The following is an 18,518-nucleotide window of genomic DNA, read 5'->3' as shown; positions in this document are numbered from 1 at the left end:
GGCAGATGACCACGCCGACGACCCTCCGGTCCGCCGCGACGGCGGACGTCCCGGCCCTGACCCTGCGCCCCTGGCGGGAGGAGGACGTCCCCGCGCTCGTGGAGGCGTACGCGGATCCCGTCCTGCGGCGCTGGACCACGGAGCCGCTGGGCGACGCGGCCGACGGGCTGCGCTGGGTGGCGGAGCAGCGGCGGGGCTGGGAGGCGGGACTGCGGTTCGGCTTCGCGGTGCTGGAGGGCGAGCCGGGCCGGCTGGTGGGCAGCGCGGTCCTCAAACGGCCGGGGCCGGAGGGCCCGTCGGCAGAGGTCGGCTACTGGACCGCCGCCCGCGCGCGGGGCAGGGGCGTCGCCCCGCGCGCCCTGGAGGCCCTCACGGCCTGGGCGTTCGACACCTTCGCCGGCTCGGGCCTGGAACGCCTCGAACTGCTGCACCAGGAGGACAACGGGGCCTCCTGCCGCGTGGCGGAGAAGAGCGGCTACGCCTTCCGCGCCACCCTCCCGGCGGCCCCGCCCGAGTTCCCGCTCAGCGGCCACCTGCACGTCCGGTCCGCGGGGGCCTGAACGGCGGGACCGGTCAGACCGCTTCGCCCGCCGGGCCGCCGATCTTGGAGAGGTCCAGGACGTCGGAGTCCTTGGGGGAGGCGGTGTCGACCGGGACGCCGAAGGCGGAGAACAGGGCCTCGCCCGTGGTGTCGCCGCTGACGGTCGACTTGAGGATGTACGGCTCGCCCTGCGTGGCGACCCAGTCGGTCTGGGTGCCCTGCCGGGCCGGGGAGGTGATCGCCAGGGCCGGCTTGCCGTCTATGGTGCCGGTCGCGCCCTTGCGGGCGAGCGGGCTGCCCTTGCCGAGGTCGTCCGTCAGCTTGCCGAGGTCGCAGCTGCCGGTCATCGGGGCGGCGCGGGGGTCGGTGGCGGGGATCTTCACCCAGCGGTCCGCGAGGGTGGCGACCATCTGGTCCGTCTGCTTCTGCGGGGCGTGCTTCTGCCTGGCCGCGCCCCGCCAGTAGTCGGCGTCGCCCCGGAAGTGGACGAGTTCGGCGGACTTGATGATGTCCAGCCGGCCCATCCCGTCGAGGCGGACGGCGCCGTTGCAGTTGCCGTTCTTGTCGAGGGAGAGGTCGATCCGCATCGGCTTGGCCTCGTACTCCGCCGTGGCCGTGACGTGCAGCGACTGCGCCTTGCGCGTGGCCTCGCCGGCCCGGGTGAGGACCTCCGCCCCCGACAGGTCGGCCAGTGCCCGCCCGCCCTTGGCGTCCGACGGGCCCGAGGGCGACACGGGCCCGGACGGGGACGCGGACGCGGACGCGGCGGACGAGCGGTCGGCGCGGGCGCGGCTCCCGACGTCGGAGGCCCGGCCGTCGGCGGGCACGCACGCCGTCAGCCCGCCGCCGATCAGGGCCGCGGCGGCGAGCGCCGATGCGGTGGTCTTCGTACGGCTGCGCATCTCGGTTCCCCCTGGAGCGGCGATCGGGTCTCAGGTTCCGAGGGTAGGCGTTGCCTGTGACACCGCCCCGGCCGGGCGTACGCCGTTGTATTCGACCCTGCCGGAGTCGTTCCCCGCCATGTGCCAGTGCTTGCTCAGGTACGGGACCGCGTCCAGCAGGACGTGGTCGGTGATCTCGGCGCCGCCGGGGGACTTCGCCTTGAACACCGCCACCGGCTTGCCGTTCTGGTACGTGTCCGGTCCGCGGCGGACGTCGGTCAGCTCCGCCGGGTCGGGGCGGCCCGCCGCGCACAGGGCGCGCAGGTGTGCGACCGAGGGGTCGGAGGTCCTGGCGTCGATCCATCCCTGGTCGGTGTCGGGCGACTTGGGGGGCGCGTCCCTGAACTGGTCCTTGACGAAGCCCTCGTCGCCCCTGAAGGACAGCCTGCTGCCTTCCATGAGGATCTCGCCCGTCCCGGCGCGCATGACCGTGACGCTGCCCCAGCAGTCGCTGTCGCCCCCGAAGCTCAGGGACGCGCTCATCTGGCGGTCGCCGACGGTGCGCGAGATCCACGCGTTCTTGGTCTGCGACTTCGCCGTCTCCTCGTACGCGGCGCGCAGGACGGCGGCCGGGTCCTTGCCCGCGAGCGGGTCGGGCGGCGTCGCGGAGGCGGTGGGTGGCTCCTTCGCCTCCGCGCCGGTTCCGGTCCCCTTCGCGGGGCCGCATCCGGTGACGGTCAGCAGGGCCGCGCAGGCGAGTGCGGTCGCGGTCGCGGCCGTGGTCGCGGACATGGTGGTGCGCATGAGCTGGTCCCCCCCCCTGGGATCGATCAAGAGCAGGAGGGTATCCGGTCGAGCTGGAGTCTGGAGTCAGGACTTCTTCCAGGTCGCGCAGCCCGTGGTCTTGAAGTAGCCGTCCTGCGCGGAGACCGTCACGACGGCCGGGCCGGTGGGGTTGTCGTTGGCGGCGATGGAGTCGATGTCGTGGGCGGCGTTCTTGGCGCGCTCCCAGTAGCAGCCGGCCGAACCCGCGGCGGGGCCGCTCGACTTGTAGGTGCCGGGGGCGAGGTCGAGGCCCACCTTGAACATCCCGCCGTCGCCCGCGGCCTCGGTCTTCGGGGCGTCGGAGACGGCCTTCGGGTCGACGGTCTCCCAGTCGTTGCAGCCGCTGGACTTGAAGAGCTTGTCGCCCGCCTCGACGGTCACGTAGCTGGTGCCGACGACGTTGTCGTTGGCGATGATCGACTCCACCTCGCCCGAGGTGTCCTTGGCGCGCTCCCAGTAGCAGCCCAGGCCCTTGTTGCCGGTGGTGCGGTAGGTGCCGGGCTGGAGGTCCGAGCCGACCTGGAAGGTGCCGCTGCCGCGCATCGCCGCCTTCTTGGCGTCCTTCTTCGGCTCGGACGGCTTCTGGCTCTGCTTGCCGCCGCTGGTCTGGCCGCCGCCCGCCTTGGGGCTGCTGCCGGCCGCGGCCGGCTTCTTCGCACCGGTGTCCTTCGCGCCTCCCGTGCCGCCGCCCCCGGTGCAGGCGCCGACCGCGACGAGGGCCACGAGCGCGCCGGTGCCCGTGAGGACCTTGTGGCGGGCGATCCAGCTGTGGCGCGGGGTGGAGGACTGGGACATGGGTGTGCTCCTGTCTCGGATCTCTCGGTGCGGCCGGCGTGCTCCGCTGTTGACGGGATCATCACAACAGGGCCTGTGAACCGAGTCAACACGGTGCACGCGATTGATTGGATTCACGTTGTGAAGTGGATTCCCGGCTGTGTACCGGTATGCTCCCGTCATGCTGGAGGAGAACGTCCCCGAGGTCACCGCCGCCGAGATCGCCCGCCTGGCCGGGGTCGGCCGGGCCGCCGTGAGCAACTGGCGCCGCCGCCACCCCGACTTCCCGAGGCCCGTCGGCGGCACCGAGACCAGCCCCTCCTTCGCGCTGCCCGAAGTGGAGGACTGGCTGCGGGCCCAGGGCAAGCTCGCCGAGGTCCCGCTGCGCGAACGCGTCTGGCAGCAGATCACCGCCCACCCAGGCGGGGCCGTCGCCGCGCTCGTCGAAGCCGGCGCCACGCTGCTCGTCGTACGCGACCGCCCCGCGCAGTGGCTGGAGCTCGCCGCCCTCCCCGACGAACGGCTCGCCGAGCGGCTGCCCGGCGTACGGGACGAGGCGCTCACCGCCCGGCTGGGAGCCGGCCACCCGGTGGCCGCGCGGACCGGGCCCGCACCCGTCCCCCTGCTGCGCGCCACCGCCGAACTCGCCGCGGGACCAGGCGCCCGACAGGCCTTCGAGTTCCTCCTCGGCCGCCACCTGGAGGCCAACCCCCGCCAGTACACGCTGACCCCCGACGGCTGCGCCGAACTCATGGCCGGCCTCGCCGGACCCGGGATCCGCACCGCCCTCGACCCCGCCTGCGGCACCGGCAGCCCGCTGCGCGCCCTCACCGGCGCCGCCGTCCTGCACGCCCAGGACGCCTCGCCCGAACTGGCCGCGCTCGCCGCGCTCCGCCTCGCCCTGCACGGCTCCGCCCAGGTCCGCGCGGCCGCCGCCGACAGCCTGCGCGCCGACGCGTTCCCCGACGCCGCCGTCGACGCCGTGCTCTGCCACCCCCCGTTCAACGAACGCAACTGGGGCCACGAGGAACTCGCCTACGACCCCCGCTGGGAGTACGGCTTCCCCGCCCGCACCGAATCCGAACTCGCCTGGATCCAGCACGCCCTGGCGCGCCTGCGCGAGGGCGGCACCGCCGTGCTGCTCATGCCGCCCGCCGCCGCGGCCCGCCGCTCCGGCCGCCGCATCCGCGCCGACCTGCTGCGCCGCGGCGCCCTGCGGGCCGTCGTCTCCCTCCCCGCCGGCGCCGCGCCCCCGTACGGGATCCCGCTCCAGCTGTGGGTGCTGCGCAAGCCCGCCCCCGGCGCCGCCGCCCCGGCCGGGCTGCTGCTCGTGGACACCGCCGGCCTCGACCCCGACGGGCCGGCGCAGGCACGGGCCGCCTGGCCCGACGTGCGCGACGCCGTCCTCGGCACCTGGACCGCGTACGACCGCACCGGCGCGACCCCCGAGGCCCCCGGCGTCAGCCGCGTCGTGCCCGTCATCGAACTCCTCGACGACGACGTCGACCTCACCCCCGCCCGCCACCTGCCCCCGCCCGCCGCCGGCGGCGGCCTCGCCGAGCTGGCCGCCGTACGCGAGCGGCTCGACGCCACCCTCGCCCGCGCGGCCCGGCTCACCCCGCCGCCCGCGTTCCCCGCCGGAACCACCGGAACCGCCGGACCGGCGGCCGCCTCCCCCTCGCAGACCACCGTCGGCGAACTCGCCCGCGCCGGAGCCCTGCTGCTGCGCGCCGGCACCGGCGCCGGCAGCGGCGAGCTGCCCGTCCTCACCGAGTACGACGTCTACGCCGGAACCGCCCCCTCCGGCACCGTGTCCACCCCCGGCACCGACACCGGCGAGACCCTCGTCGCCGAACCCGGCGACGTCGTCGTCCCCGTCGTCGGCGCCCTCTCCGCCGCCCGCGTCGTCACCGAGGACCCCGCCAGCGGGGCCGGCGCCGTCATCGGCCGCAACCTCCAGCTGCTGCGCCCCGACCCGGCCGCGCTCGACCCCTGGTTCCTCGCCGGGTTCCTGCGCGGCACCGCCAACGCCCGCCGCGCCAGCAGCCACGCCACCACCGCCACCCGCCTCGACGTGCGCCGGCTCCAGCTGCCCCGGCTGCCCCCGGCCGAACAGCGGCGCTACGGGGACCGCTTCCGGGCGCTCGCCGAGTTCGAGGACGCGCTGAGACTGGCGGGACGCCTGGGGGAGCAGCTCGTACAAGGCCTCTACGACGGACTGTCGGACGGGAGCGTCACGGCGGACTGACCGTGCTGCGACCCTGCAACGGTTGGGTCCATCCCCTCACGAACGGCCGGAAACGCTGTATACGCTTCGAGCCGTCACCTTTCCGCACGGCCCGTCAGGAGCACCGATGCACGGCCCCGGCATCCCGCCGCAGCAAGGCCCCCACGGCCACCGGCCCCTCTCCGGGGCCGCGATGACGCTGCGCGTGCTGTTCACGGCGCTGCCCGTCCTCAGCTGCGGGTTCTTCGCCTGGGGCTCGATGCTGCGGCTCGCGATCCTCACCCGCAAGGCCCGGGACTGGGCGCTGCTCGTGCTGAGCCTGGTGCTGTCGGTCGTGTGGATCACCTTCATCGAGCTCGACCCGACGGAGGAGACGAACGGCTGGCAGGGCAACCTCGGCGCCGGTGGCTCGATCTTCACCGGTTTCGCGATCTGCGTGTACTACCTCGTCGCCGACATCAAGCACCACGAGGCCAAGGCCCTGGCCCCGGCGCCCGCACCCTGGTACCCGCCCGCGCCGCAGGCCCCGTACGCCCAGCAGCACCAGCCCCAGCACCACCAGCCGCAGCACCACCAGCCGCAGCCGCCGCACCAGACCACGCCGGGCTACGGCTACCCGCCGGCCGGGCAGCAGGACGGCCGCCCGCCCGTTCCCCCGCAGCAGCCCACCCCGCCCCCGCGCCTCGGGCAGGTCCGCGCCGAACTCGACGAGCTCAGCGAACTCCTGCGCCAGCAGAACCCGCCCAAGCCCCCGCAGCCCGGCGGCCCCTACCAGGACCCCAACACCACGGCGTTCCAGGACCCGCAGCGGTGACCGAGCGGGAACGCCTCATCGGCGAGCGCTACCAGCTCGCCACGATCCTCGGCCAGGGCGGCATGGGCCAGGTGTGGACGGCCTACGACCGCCGCCTCGACCGCCGCGTGGCCGTCAAGCTGCTGCGCCCCGACAAGGTCGCCGGCCCCGGCACCGTAGCCGAGGAGCTGCGCCGCCGCTTCGTGCGCGAATGCCGGGTCACCGCCCAGGTCGACCACCCCGGCCTGGTCACCGTCCACGACGCCGGCAGCGACGGCGACGAGCTGTACCTCGTCATGGGCTACGTCGAGGGCTCCGACCTCGCCGACCACCTCGCCGAACACGACCCCTATCCGTGGCCCTGGGCCGTCGCCGTCGTGGCGCAGCTGTGCGCGGTGCTCTCCGCCGTGCACGCGGTGCCGATCGTCCACCGCGACCTCAAGCCGCGCAACGTGATGATCCGCCCCGACGGGACCGTCCTCGTCCTCGACCTCGGCGTCGCCTCCGTCATGGACACCGACACCACCCGCCTCACCAGCACCGGCTCCCCCATCGGCAGTCCCGCCTACATGGCCCCCGAACAGGCCATGGGCGGCGCCGTCGGCCCGTACACCGACCTGTACGCCCTCGGCGTGCTGCTGTACGAACTCCTCAGCGGCGGCGTCCCCTTCGCCGGCACCACCGCCCTCGGCGTCCTCCACCGCCACCTCTACGAACCCCCGGCCCCGGTCCGCCCGCTGCGCCCCGAGATCCCCGCGGAGCTGGAGGCCGTCCTGCTGCGCCTCCTCGCCAAGGACCCCCAGGACCGGCCCGGCTCCGCCCAGGAGGTCTACGAGGCCCTCGCGCCGCTGCTCCCGGTCCCCGGCAGCCGCCACCCGGCCGGCCCGCTCGACCCCACCCGCCCCTTCCTGCGCCCCCAGGCCCCCTGGCCCGACCGGGCCGCCGCCGTCCCCCCGCGACCGGCCGCGCCCCCCGCCCCGCCCCGCCCCGACATCCCCGGCGCGGTCGACGAGGCCCGCAAGCTGCTGGACCAGGGCCGGCTCACCCAGGCCGTCGACATCCTCGGCAACATCCTCCCGGCCGCCGCCGCCGAGCACGGCGAGCACTCCCCGGTGGTCCGCAGCCTGCGCAAGCAGTACGCCGCCACCCTGATGGACGACGGCCAGTACCGCCGCGCCCTGCCCGAACTGCGCCGCCTCGCCGACCAGTTCCCCGCCGGGGACCCCCAGTCGCTGCGCTTCCGCTACGACGCCGCGCAGTGCCTGGAACAGCTCGGCGAACCGGCGGCGGCCCTCGCGGAGTACCGCTCGCTGCTGCCCCTGTTCGAGAACCACTACGCCAACCCGGACCCGGGCCTGCCGCTGGAGGTCCGCCGCCGGATAGCGCACCTGCTGCTCTCCCTCGGCGACCGCCCCGCCGCCCACGACACCCTGGTCCGGCTCCTCTACGACGCCGACCGCGTCCACGGCCCGGCGCACCCCCTCCCCGTGGAGATCCGCCGCACCCTGCAATGGCTGGGCCAGGTGCGGTGACCGGACCCTGGCAGCTTCGTGGGCGGCGACACGTACGAGGCCTTCGGCGGCCGGGTCTTCGGCGGCCCTGACGCCGAGGACTACTACACCACCGCGCCCGCGCCCCGCTGACGGCGCCGCAGCGCCAGCCCGGCCGACACGAGTACGGACACCCCCGCGACGGCCGCCCCGGCCGGCAGGCCCGGCGGGCTGAACTCGCAGGTCACCGTGGTGGTGCGGCCGTCCAGCGGGACGGCGAGGAGGCCGAGGCGGGATCGCCCCGGGCGGCCGTCGCAGCTCCAGCCCGTGATCGCCGGCACCGCCACCACCGCCGTGCCCGCGCTGCCCGGGGGCAGGGCGGCGGTCAGCCCCGACGAGGTGACCCGGACGCCGGTGGCGGCCTTCGCCCGCAGCTCCGCGACCGCCGCGCCCAGCCGGGCCCCGTCCAGGCAGGACAGCGCCCACTGCGCGGGGGCCGGGCGGTCGAAGACGAGCTTCGAGGCGTTCCCGCGCGAGAGCCCGAGCGACTGGAGCGCCGCCCGGTTCTTGGGCGGGTTGCCGTTCAGCTTGAAGGGGCGCCCGCCCGCCAGACGGGCCGTCGCGTTGTACTCCGGCGCCCACAGGAAGGCCTCCGTCCCGGCCCGGCAGATCCCGGGCGCGACCGGGTCCTCGTACACCTTCGCGCCCAGCAGCAGCTCCTGGTTGGTGAAGGGCGAGTCCCCGTACGCCCCGGGCGCCCCCGCCGGGCGGACCGTGACCAGCGGCAGGGCCTCCGCGCGGGCGACCGTGCCGTCCGGCCTCAGCCGGGCGCCCACCGCGAACAGCGCGTCCGTCACCGGGTTGTCCAGGCTCTGCACGCTGCGCCCGCGCGAGGTCGAGCCCGCGCCGAGCGCCGTCATCGTGCGCGTGAACACGTCCGGGGTGTGGCTGCTGTAGTACGAGCCGCCCTCCCCGCCCAGCAGCATCGGGTCGTTGCCCGACAGCGCCGGCCGGCCCGCGTCCGTCCGGTACGCCGGCCAGCCCTCCGCCGCGGCCAGGGCGCGGGCGCGCGCGGTGTGCGACCGGTTCCAGGAGGGGTAGTCGTCCAGCCCGGCCAGCTTGCCCTTGTGCCCGTACGCCGTCGTCGCCGCGGCCTGCGCCACCAGCACCGCCGCGAGCAGCCCGGCGGCCGCCGGCCGCAGCCGCCGCCGGCCGAGCGCCCGCCAGGCGGTGGCGCCCAGCGCCAGCCCGCCCGCGAAGAGCGCGTACCCCCACGTCGTCACCAGGGCGCTGTCGCTCGCCCACAGCGCCGCCGCCGTCAGCAGACCGCCGCCCGCCGCGAGCGCCCGTCCGCCGGGCGCGCCCGCGGCGAGCCCCGTCCAGGCGGCGATCACCGCGATGCCGGCCAGCACGAAGGTCTGCCGGTACGCGCTGCCGTTCGGGGTGGCGAAGAGGTGCCACAGCAGATGGGTCGGCTCCCACTGCAAGGACAGCGTCACCGCCACCACGAGCCCCGCCCACCAGCAGCGGGTGCGGACCGGCAGCGCCCGGTGGAACGGCAGGGCCGCCACCAGCAGCAGGGTTCCGGTGCCGACGAACACGGCGGGGGAGTTGAAGGAGTACGTGGCCGGCAGCAGCCGGGCGAAGAAGTCCGACCACGGCACCGGCCCGAACTCCTTCGACCAGCCCGGGTACGCCTGCTTCGTGCTGAGGAACAGCGGCACCAGCACCGGCGCCGCCAGCCCGATCCCCAGCAGGGTCGTCCCCGCCGCCCGCCCCACCACGAGGGCCCGCTCGCGCGCCCCCTCCCGGGTCAGCACCACCCGCACCACCAGCACCAGCGCCGCGCCCAGCGTGGCCATGTACGCGGTGTAGAAGTTGGCGGTCCAGCCCACCGCGACGACCAGCACCCCGAGCACCGGCCGCCGCGCCCGCAGCGCCCACTCGCCGGTCAGGCACAGCAGCGGGAAGGCGACGAGCCCGTCCAGCCACATCGGGTTGTACGCGGCCTCGATCACCGACCACCCGCACAGCGCGTACGAAGCCCCCAGCAGCCCGGCCGCCCACCACGGCCCGCGCCGCTGGGTCCGCAGCAGCCACGCCATGGCGGCCGCCGCGGCCGCCGTCTTGAGCACGGTCACCACGTACACGGCGAGGTCGATGTCCTCGCGCGGGAACAGCGCCACCAGCACGGCGAACGGGCTCGTCAGGTACGTGCCGAAGTCGGGCAGGAAGCTGGTCCCGTACCCGGACTGCCAGTTGAACAGCAGCCCGCCCTCGGCCCGCCCGTGCAGCAGGTCCCACAGGTGCGCGTGGAACGGTACGAACTGGTTGCCGAGGTCGTTGACGCTGCGGTGCCGCGGCCCGTACGGGAACACCCGCGCGACGGCGTCCCCGCCGCACACCGCGACGGCGGTGACGAGCGAGGCGAACACCGCCCCGGCCACCCCCGCCCCCCGCCCGGCCCCCCGCGGGACCTGTGTCGCGGGCCGGTCCGGAATCTGACGCTGGGCGAGCTGAGATGTCGGCATGGTGCACCGACGATCTCAGGAAGGAAGGACTCCGCGGTGACCGGGGGTGAACTCGCACCCCAACACCGCCGGAATCGTTGGTCGAACCGGTGGCTCGGGCCACCCTGACTGCATACCATCGATCACCGCAAGGCCCTTGTGCACCGAAGCACAATCTCCCGGCCCTGGAGGCTCCTTTGCACCGTCGCACAGCGCTCTCCGTCTCCGCCGTCCTGCTCGCGGCGGCCCCCCTGCTGACCGCGTGTTCGGACGGCACCCGTCCCGGTACCGCCGCCGTCGTCGGGGGTGAGCGCATCACCACCTCGGCGCTCCAGGCCCAGGTCGGCGACGTGCGCGCCGCCCAGAACAAGTCCGAGCAGGGCGCGCAGCTGATCGGCGCGACCGCCGGGCTGGAGCGGCTCAAGCTGAACAAGATGATCCAGAGCGCCGTCCTGGAGCGGGCCGCCGAGGACGCCGGGCTGAGCGTGAGCCCGAAGGAGGTCCAGGACGTCCGCAAGGCGCAGATCGAGCAGCTGGGCGGGGAGAAGGAGCTGCGGGACGCGGCGCTCCAGCAGGCGCAGCTGGCGCCGGGGCAGATCGAGGCGGACACCCGCTTCAAGCTGCTGCGGGACAAGGTCTTCGCGCACTACGGCAGCCAGGACAAGGCGCTGGCCAAGCTGGCGGAGGCGGCGAAGGCGCTGCACATCGAGGTCAACCCGCGCTACGGCCGCTGGGACGCGCAGCAGATCCTGCTCGGGGACCAGGAGACGCCGTGGATCACCCAGCTGACCCGTCCCGAGCAGGCGGCACCCGCCGGAGCCTGAGGGCTGCGGGCGGGGGTAGGTTCGGGGGGTGAACGACACCCCCGCCTCCGCCGCCGCTCCCGCCGAGCCCACGGGCCGGATCGTCCTGCTGACCGCCAGCCACCGGGTCGCGCCCGGGCTGCTGTCCTGGCCGGCGTGGCAGACCCTGCACGCCGCGGACCGGGTGCTGTGCGCCGACCCGGGCCACCCGCAGCTGCCGTACCTGCGCGAGGCGGGGGTCGAGGTGTCGCACGAGGTCCCGGACGCGCACGCGCTCGTAGAGGCCTGCGCCGGGGGCCGCACGATCGTGGTGCTGCCGGCCGGGGAGGGCGACCAGCGGCTGACGGACGGGCTGGCGAGGCTGGCCGGCTCGGGCCGGGTCGCGATGCCCGACCTGGAGCTGTTGCCGGGCTCGTACGACCTGCCGGGGGCGCGGCTGCTGGACCTGGTGCAGGTCATGGACCGGGTCCGCCGCGACTGCCCCTGGACCTCGCGGCAGACCCACGAGGGGCTGGTGAAGTACGCCATCGAGGAGGCGTACGAGCTGGTCGAGGCGATCGAGGACGGCGACCGGGACGCGCTGCGCGAGGAGCTCGGCGACGTGCTGCTCCAGGTGGTCTTCCACGCGCGGATCGCCGAGGAGGAGGGCGGCGGCGAGGACGGGGCGGAGGCCTTCTCCGTCGACGACGTCGCGGGCGACCTGGTGGACAAGCTGATCCGGCGCCACCCCCACGTGTTCGGGGACGCCACGGCCGACTCCCCGGAGGAGGTCAGCGCCCACTGGCAGGCCACCAAGGCGGTCGAGAAGCAGCGGGACTCGGTCACCGACGGGATCCCGCTGGGCCAGCCGGGCCTGGCGCTGGCGGCCAAGCTCGCCGGGCGGGCCCGTACGGGCGGGGTGGCGGTGGAGCTGCCCCGGGGCGAGGGCATCGGGTACGAGCTGCTGGAGCTGGCGGCGCGCGCCGAGGCGTCGGGGACCGACCCCGAGGCGGCGCTGCGTGCGGCGGCCCGTGTCTACCGGGACGCGATCCGGGCGGCCGAGGGCGTGTCGGGGGAGTAGCGCGGGAGCGGCGGGGGAGCGGCCCCGGTATGCGCCGGCGGAATCCGGCGGGCGCGGCCTAGTCGCGCGGGGCGCGGCCCGAGGGGTTGTGCCAGTGCGGGGACGGGCGGTGCAGGAACCACTCGCCGAAGCCCAGCGGCCGGGTGCGCTGGGAGCCGGCGACGGGGACGGTGTCGTGGAATACCCGGTCGGGGCGGGCTCCGAGTTCCCGGAGGAGGTGGGTGGTCTCCTCGATGAACAGGGCCGGGCCGCTGAGGTAGACGTCCTGTTCCCGCCACAGGGCGCGGTTGCCGAGGGCGGTCGCGAGCCGGTCGGTGGCCTGGTTGCGGTGCTGCCCGGGGGCGGGGGTGATGTAGGTGACGCCGAGCCAGCGGCAGGCGGCGGCGTGCCGGTCGATCAGGGGCCGGTCGTAGAGGTGGGCGGCGTCCCGTGCGACCACGAAGAGCCGTACGTCGTGGTCGGGAGGGTGTTGGAGGAGTTCCTCCAGCAGGGCCCGTACGGGTGCCCAGCCGGTGCCGGCGGCGATGAGGGTGAGGGGGCGGTCCTCGCGGCGCAGGGTGAGCTGTCCGCCGGGGGCGCCGAGGCGGAGCACCTCGCCGGGCAGGACGTCGCGGACGAGGGCGGTGCTGAGCCGGCCGCCGTCGATCCGGCTGACGTGCAGGTCGACGGTGCCGTCGGGGCGGGGTGCGTTGCCGAGGGAGTAGGTGCGCCAGGTGGTCGGGACGCGGTCGCTGCTCACGCTGACGTACTGGCCGGGCAGGTAGGGCAGCGGGGTGCGCGGTGCGAGGGTCAGTACGCCGATGTCCTCGCCGTACTGGAGGTGGCGCACCACCTCGGCCTCCCACCAGGGAGGTTCGTCGTCGGCGGCCGCGCCGGCGGTCATGGCGTCGGCGATGACCTGGTAGGCCTCGCCCCAGGCCTTCTCGACGGCCGGCGTCCAGGCGTCGCCGGAGGTCTGGGCGAGGGCGGCGATCAGGCTGGCGCCGACGGCGGCGTAGTGCTCGGGGCCGACGAGGAACTTGCGGTGGTCGCGTCCGAGGTCGCGTAGGTAGGGGAGGAGGGTCTCGCTCTCCAGGTGGGTGACGACATGGGTGAGCGCGGCGAAGAGCCGGTCGCGCTGGCGTTCCATGTCCTCGGCGGAGGCCGGGAAGAGTTCGCGGAGCCCGGGGTTGTGCCAGAAGAGGTGGGAGTAGAAGTACTTGACCGCGTGCTCGGCCCGTCTCTCCACCACCGCGAAACTGCTTTTCAAGATCCTGACATCCACAGAACCGAAAGTAGGAATGTCGCAGAACCTGGCGTCAAGCGATGTCCGATCTACGGACAGCCGCGACGAAGCGGCCATAAGGGATGGCCGGTGGCGAGCCGGGATACGGTCGACGGGTGCACGATCAGACCTCCGCCGCCCAGCCCGATCCGTCCCGCCCCGAGGGGCCGACGCTCTTCGACTGGGAGTTCGCGACCGACCCCTATCCGGCCTACGCCTGGCTGCGCGAGAACTCGCCGGTGCACCGCACCCGGCTGCCCAGCGGCGTCGAGGCCTGGCTGGTGACCCGGTACGCCGATGCCCGCCAGGCCCTCGCGGACCAGCGGCTGAGCAAGAACCCGGCGCACCACGCGGAGCCGGCGCACGCCAAGGGCAAGACCGGGATCCCGGGGGAGCGCAAGGCGGAGCTGATGACGCACCTGCTGAACATCGACCCGCCGGACCACACCCGGCTGAGGCGGCTGGTGTCGAAGGCGTTCACCCCGCGGCGCGTGGCCGAGTTCACCCCGCGCGTGCAGGAGCTGACCGACCATCTCATCGATCAGTTCGCGGGGAAGGGGGAGGCGGACCTCATCCACGAGTTCGCGTTCCCGCTCCCCATCTACGCCATCTGCGAGATGCTCGGCGTACCGCGCGAGGACCAGGACGACTTCCGCGACTGGGCCGGGATGATGATCCGCCACGGCGGCGGGCCGCGCGGCGGGGTCGCCCGCTCGGTGAAGCAGATGCGCACGTATCTCGGGGAACTCATCCACCGCAAGCGGGATGATCTGGGCAATGACCTCATTTCAGATCTGATCCGGGCAAGTGACCACGGAGACCATCTGACGGAGGCCGAGGCCACGGCGATGGCCTTCATCCTGCTCTTCGCCGGTTTCGAGACGACCGTGAACCTCATCGGCAACGGCATCCACTCCCTCTTCATGAACCCGGACCAGCGCGAGCGCCTCCAGGCCTCCCTCGCGGCCGGCGAGAGCGCGCTGCTGGAGACCGGCGTCGAGGAACTGCTGCGCTACGACGGCCCCGTGGAGCTCGCCACCTGGCGGTTCGCCACCCGGCCGCTGACCCTCGGCGGGCAGGACGTCGAGGCCGGGGACCCGGTACTGGTGGTCCTCGCGGCGGCCGACCGGGACCCCGGGCGGTTCGCCGAACCGGACACCCTGGACCTCTCCCGGAGTGACAATCAGCACCTCGGGTACGGCCACGGGATCCACTACTGCCTCGGCGCCCCGCTCGCCCGTCTCGAAGGCCAGACGGCCCTCGGAACTTTGCTGAAGCGTCTGCCGGATCTGGAACTTGCGGTTCCCCCTACGGACCTGCGCTGGCGCGGCGGGCTCATCATGCGGGGCCTGCGCACCCTTCCCGTCCGCTTCACAGTCCCGAACGAATGAGGGCGCGCGCGAAGCCGAACTGACCGGAAGTCAGTCCACCGCCGAACTTGTGACATCCGTTCGAAGGCGGCTAGGTTCTGCCGTTACCCCGCCGTTATGCGAAAGGTGCAGTCTCATGCTTCCCGGGAACGGCCGCCACAGACGCCCCCGCCAGGTACCCGCGATCGTCGTCACCGCAGGAGTCACAGGCTCCGCGCTGGCCATGCCGCTGCTCGCCGCCACAGGCGCGAACGCGGCCGACACCACCACGTGGGACAAGGTCGCCGACTGCGAGAGCGGCGGCACCTGGAGCGCGAACTCCGGCAGCGGCGCCTACGGCGGCCTGCAGTTCACCCTGGAGCAGTGGCGCAACGCCGGCGGACTCGCGTACGCGGAGCGCCCGGACCTCGCCAGCCGCTCCCAGCAGATCGCGGTCGCCGAGCGCGTGCTGGCCTCCCAGGGCCCCCAGGCCTGGCCGCTGTGCTCCGCCTCGGCCGGGCTGACCCAGCAGGGCCCGGCGCCCGAGGTGGACCCTGGCGACAAGCTGAACCCCGGTCCCGTCGCGCCCACCCCGACCCGGCCCGACGCCTCGGTGCCGAAGACGGGCAAGGGCAAGCCCTCCACCGACTTCGGGGCCCCGACCCCGGCGCCGGGCGCCACGTCCAATCCGAGCGGGCTCCCGGACTACCCGCTGGGCCCCTCCAGCGGACTGCCCGTCATGCCCGAGCCGGACTTCACCGTCCAGCCCACGACGCCGGGCACGCCCACGCCGACCCCGGGTACCCCGACGGCGCCGGGCACCCCGACCGCTCCGGCAACCCCGACGGCCCCGGGCTCCACCCCCTCCCCGGGCGTCACGCCCACCGCCCCGGCCACCCCGGGCGCCCCGACGGGCACCCCGTCCGCCGAGGCGACCGACGGCCCGGGCAAGCACCGCGGCCCGGCGGCCATCGAGGTGCCCGCGGCGCCTGGCACGGCGTCAGCCGCCGCCGCGGAGCCCACGTACACCGTGAAGGCGGGCGACAGCCTCTCGGACATCGCCAACGCCCAGGGCGTCAAGGGGGGCTGGGGCGAGCTCTACAAAGCCAACGAGCAGGTCATCGGCGGGGACGCGGACCTCATCAAGCCCGGACAGAACCTGGATCTAACCAAGAAATAGAGGGCAGTTCGGACATCCATTACGAGCTGAATGTCCGTTATCGCCAAATGAGACATGCATCTCTTCCGGACAACTGGCGTGTCTCGTTCCGGAACTTCCGCAAACCCGCCTCTCACCTGCACAAACGTGCTCTCGAAGAAGGCAAGTAGGCCGGTTTCTCCCCAAAATCACACGTTGAACATCGGGGAGAGACCTGCCTACCTTCTGAATCGCTCGCCACCGCGAGCTCCTTCGACCGCATCGCCGAATCCTGCCGGCGGCCGGAGGGAACAGTCGTCGCGCAAGCGCCGAAGGCAGGAGCGGGGGAACCAAGGTAGGCGCCGGGAAAGGCCGTTGAGAGACGGCCCGCGTACCGGCTAGGGGTGAAGACACGCGCCGCGCCGCGTGACCGGGCAACTCATCCGCCCGAACCCGACAGCTCACCTCGAAGGCGTCGGTGAGGAGAACTCCATGCTGCTTTCCGGCAAGGGCAAGCACCGCCGCGGCTCCAAGGCCGTCCGCATCGTCACGCTCGCCGGTGTCGCCGGTGTCGCCGTCGCGGCCCCCCTGATGGCCGCCGGTACCGCCAGCGCCGCCACCGCGGCCGAGTGGGACAAGGTCGCCGCCTGCGAGTCCGGCGGCAACTGGTCCATCAACACGGGCAACGGCTACTACGGCGGCCTGCAGTTCTCGTCCTCCACGTGGGCCGCGTACGGCGGCAAGGCGTACGCCTCGCAGGCCAACCAGGCCACCAAGGGCCAGCAGATAGCCATCGCCGAGAAGGTCCTCAAGGGCCAGGGCAAGGGCGCCTGGCCGCACTGCGGCGTCGGCCTGTCCAACTCCTCGTACAACGGCGGCGGTTCGACCACCCCGGCCAAGCCGAAGCCCGAGACGAAGCCGGCCCCGGCCAAGCCCGCTCCGGCCAAGCCGGCCCCGGCGAAGCCCGCTCCGGCCAAGCCGTCCACGCCGAAGACCGAGACCGAGACCAAGGGCTCCGGCGCCGGCTCCGGCAACTGGACCCCGGGCAAGCCGTCGGCCCCGCAGGCGGGCAACGGCAGCTACACGGTCAAGGAAGGCGACACCCTCGGCACCATCGCCACGGCCAACAAGGTCAAGGGCGGCTGGGAGAAGCTCTTCGAGCTCAACAAGGACACCGTGTCCGACGCCGACCTGATCTTCCCGGGTCAGAAGCTGAAGCTCAGCTGAATGTCCGCGTAACTCTCGCGGCACCCCGCAGCATCCCCACCGCCCGGCGCGTATCCCCCCACGCGCCGGGCGGCGGCGTGTCGTCCTCCGGTACCCGCATTCCGGAACCGGAGCGCTGTCTTCCGTGGTGTGGCCTCCCACCGAGCTCGGCGAATCAAGGGCCCTATGTCCAGGAAGACGGGTATTCGGCCCCTTTTTCGTCCCAGGACCCGGGCGGTCGGGCAGCCCACACCCCGGAGCCGGTTAGGCTCTAGTCGGCAGGGCCGTCCCACGGCCACACGCCACCGCACACCCAGCGTCACATCCCAGAAGGAGATGCTCGTGCCGTCCATCGACGTCGTCGTAGCCCGGGAAATCCTGGACTCCCGAGGCAACCCCACGGTCGAGGTCGAGGTGGGCCTCGACGACGGCAGCACCGGCCGTGCTGCCGTTCCGTCCGGCGCCTCCACCGGTGCCTTCGAGGCCATCGAGCTCCGTGACGGTGACCCCAACCGTTACATGGGCAAGGGCGTGGAGAAGGCCGTCCTCGCCGTCATCGAGCAGATCGGGCCGGAGCTCGTCGGCTACGACGCCACCGAGCAGCGCCTGATCGACCAGGCCATGTTCGACCTCGACGCCACCGACAACAAGGGCTCGCTCGGCGCCAACGCCATCCTCGGCGTCTCCCTCGCCGTCGCCCACGCCGCGTCCGAGGCCTCGGACCTGCCGCTGTTCCGCTACCTCGGCGGCCCGAACGCGCACCTGCTGCCCGTTCCGATGATGAACATCCTCAACGGTGGGTCGCACGCCGACTCCAATGTGGACATCCAGGAGTTCATGATCGCCCCGATCGGCGCGGAGTCCTTCTCCGAGGCGCTGCGCTGGGGTGCCGAGGTCTACCACACCCTCAAGAAGGTCCTGCACACCAAGGGCCTCTCCACCGGCCTGGGCGACGAGGGCGGCTTCGCCCCGAACCTGGAGTCCAACCGCGCCGCGCTCGACCTCATCATCGAGGCCGTCAAGCAGGCCGGCTACACCCCGGGCAAGGACATCGCGCTCGCGCTCGACGTCGCCGCGTCCGAGTTCTACAAGGACGGCAAGTACGAGTTCGAGGGCCAGTCCCGCTCGGCCGCCGAGATGACCGACTACTACGCCGAGCTCGTCGAGGCGTACCCGCTCGTCTCCATCGAGGACCCGCTGTTCGAGGACGACTGGGCCGGCTGGAAGACCATCACCGACCGCCTGGGCTCCAAGGTCCAGATCGTCGGCGACGACCTCTTCGTCACCAACCCCGAGCGCCTCGCCCGCGGCATCGAGGAGGGCTCCGCCAACGCCCTGCTCGTGAAGGTGAACCAGATCGGTTCCCTGACCGAGACCCTCGACGCCGTCGAGATGGCCCAGCGCAACGGCTTCAAGTGCATGATGTCGCACCGCTCCGGCGAGACCGAGGACGTCACCATCGCCGACCTCGCCGTCGCCGTGAACTGCGGTCAGATCAAGACCGGCGCCCCGGCCCGCTCGGACCGCGTCGCCAAGTACAACCAGCTGCTGCGCATCGAGGAGATCCTCGACGACGCCGCCGTGTACGCCGGCCGCAGCGCCTTCCCGCGCTTCAAGGGCTGACACCGCCTCAGGGCGACGGCCCCGGGGGGACACC

General features: G+C 73.6%; 15 protein-coding genes and 1 riboswitch. Of the genes, 10 read left to right on the top strand and 5 right to left on the bottom strand.

The annotated features are described in order from the left end of the window. The first annotated feature begins 5 nt into the window (after positions 1 to 5). The gene (locus ACZ597_RS25520) at positions 6 to 560 is read left to right on the top strand and encodes a GNAT family N-acetyltransferase (RefSeq protein WP_471334342.1); all 555 of its coding nucleotides are present in this window, start codon (positions 6 to 8) and stop codon (positions 558 to 560) included. 13 nt (positions 561 to 573) lie between these two features. On the opposite strand, the gene ACZ597_RS25515 is transcribed toward ACZ597_RS25520, so the two are convergent. Genes ACZ597_RS25515 through ACZ597_RS25505 form a run of 3 tightly spaced genes read right to left on the bottom strand, consistent with a single transcriptional unit; the run spans position 574 to position 3,042 of the window. After that, positions 574 to 1,443, bottom strand: a complete 870-nt coding sequence (locus ACZ597_RS25515) for a hypothetical protein (RefSeq protein WP_471334340.1) — start codon at positions 1,441 to 1,443, stop codon at positions 574 to 576. Positions 1,444 to 1,473: 30 nt separating this feature from the next. Further along, positions 1,474 to 2,256 (bottom strand): hypothetical protein, encoded by a 783-nt coding sequence (locus ACZ597_RS25510; protein WP_471334337.1) that lies wholly within the window; start codon positions 2,254 to 2,256, stop codon positions 1,474 to 1,476. A 36-nt stretch (positions 2,257 to 2,292) separates the two neighbouring features. Then, positions 2,293 to 3,042, bottom strand: a complete 750-nt coding sequence (locus tag ACZ597_RS25505; RefSeq protein WP_471334334.1) for a hypothetical protein — start codon at positions 3,040 to 3,042, stop codon at positions 2,293 to 2,295. Between the two features lie 160 nt (positions 3,043 to 3,202). Here ACZ597_RS25505 and ACZ597_RS25500 point away from each other — a divergent pair, with 160 nt between their 5' ends. The 3 genes from ACZ597_RS25500 (at position 3,203) to ACZ597_RS25490 (ending at position 7,573) form a co-directional block, all read left to right on the top strand. Continuing rightward, complete coding sequence (locus tag ACZ597_RS25500) at positions 3,203 to 5,269, top strand: N-6 DNA methylase (protein ID WP_471334331.1); 2,067 nt, start codon at positions 3,203 to 3,205, stop codon at positions 5,267 to 5,269. Between the two features lie 106 nt (positions 5,270 to 5,375). Beyond that, complete coding sequence (locus tag ACZ597_RS25495) at positions 5,376 to 6,062, top strand: hypothetical protein (RefSeq protein WP_471334329.1); 687 nt, start codon at positions 5,376 to 5,378, stop codon at positions 6,060 to 6,062. After that, positions 6,059 to 7,573, top strand: a complete 1,515-nt coding sequence (locus tag ACZ597_RS25490; RefSeq protein WP_471334326.1) for a protein kinase domain-containing protein — start codon at positions 6,059 to 6,061, stop codon at positions 7,571 to 7,573. The genes ACZ597_RS25495 and ACZ597_RS25490 overlap by 4 nt, the downstream gene beginning before the upstream one ends. 83 nt (positions 7,574 to 7,656) lie before the next feature. Here ACZ597_RS25490 and ACZ597_RS25485 read toward each other — a convergent pair whose 3' ends face one another. Continuing rightward, on the bottom strand, positions 7,657 to 10,062 hold the full coding sequence (locus ACZ597_RS25485; RefSeq protein ID WP_471334323.1) for a YfhO family protein: 2,406 nt from the start codon (positions 10,060 to 10,062) through the stop codon (positions 7,657 to 7,659). A gap of 176 nt (positions 10,063 to 10,238) precedes the next feature. Between ACZ597_RS25485 and ACZ597_RS25480 the strand changes: the two genes are divergently transcribed. Then, positions 10,239 to 10,865 carry a SurA N-terminal domain-containing protein gene (locus tag ACZ597_RS25480; RefSeq protein WP_471334320.1) on the top strand — a complete coding sequence of 209 codons (627 nt, stop codon included), beginning with the start codon at positions 10,239 to 10,241 and terminating at the stop codon, positions 10,863 to 10,865. A 28-nt stretch (positions 10,866 to 10,893) separates the two neighbouring features. After that, positions 10,894 to 11,904 (top strand): nucleoside triphosphate pyrophosphohydrolase, encoded by a 1,011-nt coding sequence (locus tag ACZ597_RS25475; protein WP_471334317.1) that lies wholly within the window; start codon positions 10,894 to 10,896, stop codon positions 11,902 to 11,904. Between the two features lie 58 nt (positions 11,905 to 11,962). Here the strand turns inward: ACZ597_RS25475 and ACZ597_RS25470 are convergent, their stop codons facing one another. Further along, on the bottom strand, positions 11,963 to 13,135 hold the full coding sequence (locus tag ACZ597_RS25470) for a globin domain-containing protein (protein ID WP_471334315.1): 1,173 nt from the start codon (positions 13,133 to 13,135) through the stop codon (positions 11,963 to 11,965). A 149-nt stretch (positions 13,136 to 13,284) separates the two neighbouring features. Here ACZ597_RS25470 and ACZ597_RS25465 point away from each other — a divergent pair, with 149 nt between their 5' ends. The 4 genes from ACZ597_RS25465 (at position 13,285) to eno (ending at position 18,484) form a co-directional block, all read left to right on the top strand. Next, on the top strand, positions 13,285 to 14,559 hold the full coding sequence (locus ACZ597_RS25465; RefSeq protein WP_471334312.1) for a cytochrome P450 family protein: 1,275 nt from the start codon (positions 13,285 to 13,287) through the stop codon (positions 14,557 to 14,559). A gap of 115 nt (positions 14,560 to 14,674) precedes the next feature. Then, positions 14,675 to 15,697 carry a transglycosylase family protein gene (locus ACZ597_RS25460; protein ID WP_471334309.1) on the top strand — a complete coding sequence of 341 codons (1,023 nt, stop codon included), beginning with the start codon at positions 14,675 to 14,677 and terminating at the stop codon, positions 15,695 to 15,697. A 275-nt stretch (positions 15,698 to 15,972) separates the two neighbouring features. After that, positions 15,973 to 16,145: riboswitch (cyclic di-AMP (ydaO/yuaA leader) on the top strand. 2 nt (positions 16,146 to 16,147) lie between these two features. Then, positions 16,148 to 16,882: a transglycosylase family protein gene (locus tag ACZ597_RS25455; protein ID WP_471334306.1), complete on the top strand. Its 735-nt coding sequence runs from the start codon at positions 16,148 to 16,150 to the stop codon at positions 16,880 to 16,882. Between the two features lie 315 nt (positions 16,883 to 17,197). After that, complete coding sequence (eno, locus tag ACZ597_RS25450; protein ID WP_469115684.1) at positions 17,198 to 18,484, top strand: phosphopyruvate hydratase; 1,287 nt, start codon at positions 17,198 to 17,200, stop codon at positions 18,482 to 18,484. The last annotated feature ends 34 nt before the right edge of the window (positions 18,485 to 18,518 follow it).

The organism is Streptomyces sp. NPDC040718 (assembly GCF_055593565.1).
The sequence above is the reverse complement of the archived record's forward strand: the minus strand, read 5'-3'. Positions and strand labels throughout refer to the sequence as shown.